At 64.1% G+C, this 1,292-nt stretch carries 3 protein-coding genes and 1 pseudogene; all 4 read right to left on the reverse strand.

Annotated elements, in window-relative coordinates; all coding sequences use genetic code 11:
• Positions 1-489 (reverse strand): Rha family transcriptional regulator (locus J9889_RS23380; protein ID WP_246878182.1); only part of this gene is annotated, 489 nt, incomplete at its 3' end.
• Between the two features lie 100 nt (positions 490-589).
• Complete coding sequence (locus J9889_RS23385) at positions 590-817, reverse strand: hypothetical protein (protein ID WP_246875549.1); 228 nt, start codon at positions 815-817, stop codon at positions 590-592.
• Positions 814-1,074 (reverse strand): hypothetical protein, encoded by a 261-nt coding sequence (locus J9889_RS23390; RefSeq protein ID WP_113724886.1) that lies wholly within the window; start codon positions 1,072-1,074, stop codon positions 814-816. The genes J9889_RS23385 and J9889_RS23390 overlap by 4 nt, the downstream gene beginning before the upstream one ends.
• Positions 1,074-1,292, reverse strand: a pseudogene (locus tag J9889_RS23395) (hypothetical protein); the annotation flags it as partial. The gene J9889_RS23390 and the pseudogene J9889_RS23395, both read right to left, overlap by 1 nt.

Below are 1,292 nucleotides of genomic sequence, written 5' to 3' on the forward strand. Positions count from 1 at the left end.
GGTGAACAGGGTATTGGGGCCAAGGCCCACCGTCTTGGCGAACGCCGACAAGGTGATCCCCTTCTCCACACTGGCGATCTGCTTGGCGAACTCCACCGCCGGGGCATCCATCGCCACCTTCTGTTCCAGCGCCATCTTCTGCTCGGCCAGCTCGGCAGCAAGGCGCAGTGCCTCCGGCAGGGTCTGGGGGATCATCATCGCGGGCTGGTGGGCTTGCTGCTCCAGCTCCTGCCAGCGGCGAATAATCCGGATCCGCAACTGGGCGCTGTAACCGGCCACCAGACAAAGGGTCTCGTCCTTGTCCAGCAACAAACAGGGCTGGGCACGGCCAAGGCTGTCCCGGTACTCGGCTGACTTTTCAGCCGATTGAATTTCCACCAGCATCCGGCGAATATCGGCCAGCACATTCTTGTGCTCCTTGCCCGTCAGCTCCGCGAGCTCCACGCTGGTCATCGTCAACAGGGCAGAACCCCGAGTCATCAGCTCCATCACACCGCCCCCTTGCTCATGCTGCTGGCCACCGCCAGGGCCACTCCCACAAACACCAGTGCCATCAGGGCATAGGCCACCAGCACCACCATCAATTTGTTCATCCCATCTCCCTCCCTTCCCTGGGCCGGCGGCTCGCCTTGCGCAGGGCCATACCGACGACCAGGCCGACTTCCCTGGTCCACTCGTCAAAACCGCCTTCATGCCAAATGAACATGCCGAACGTGATACAAAGCCCGGCCTGCCTGGCCTTCTCCAGCTCCTCGATGCCCAGCAGCGGAGCATCCAGATCCCGGGTCGGGGTGTGCTGGGCGTAGTAGTGCATCATGCCCCTACCCTCACCAGCGCCACCGCACTGCCCCGGATCCGCGCCGCTTCCGCCTGCGCTTGCTCCGCGCCCCCCATCACCAGGTAATGCCCGGCGCCAGTGGCGGCATCGGTCTGGCCCAGGGTCTTCGCTGAGTTCGACACCTCCAACTGTACCCGCTCCCCCACCCAGCCCCGCACCGGCGAATAGATGGCGACCCGGCAGAACTGTGCCTCACGCACATCGCGCTCGGCGTCCCCGTTGAAATAGCTGTTCATCAGGCAACCCTCCCCGTAATCGTCACTCCCTGGTTGTGCAGCTCAGTCAACAGTTGCTGCAGCTCGGCCTGCACCGCCTCATCGGTCACCTCGCGATCACGCACATAGACACGGGCCTCCGCCTGCATCTCGCAGGCTCGCAAAGAGACCTGGCGGCCCACAGGGGCAGACTTCGGTACCGGATTGCGCTGCAGGATGGTGGCCTTGACCTCGGCCGG

Source organism: Aeromonas sp. PrichA-15 (assembly GCF_017939245.1).
Lineage (GTDB): Bacteria > Pseudomonadota > Gammaproteobacteria > Enterobacterales > Aeromonadaceae > Aeromonas > Aeromonas caviae.

Coding starts and splice junctions, on each gene's coding strand:
- J9889_RS23390 (WP_113724886.1), bottom strand. CDS start 1,074: ATGAACAGCTATTTCAACGGGGACGCCGAGCGCGATGTGCGTGAGGCA.
- J9889_RS23385 (WP_246875549.1), bottom strand. CDS start 817: ATGATGCACTACTACGCCCAGCACACCCCGACCCGGGATCTGGATGCT.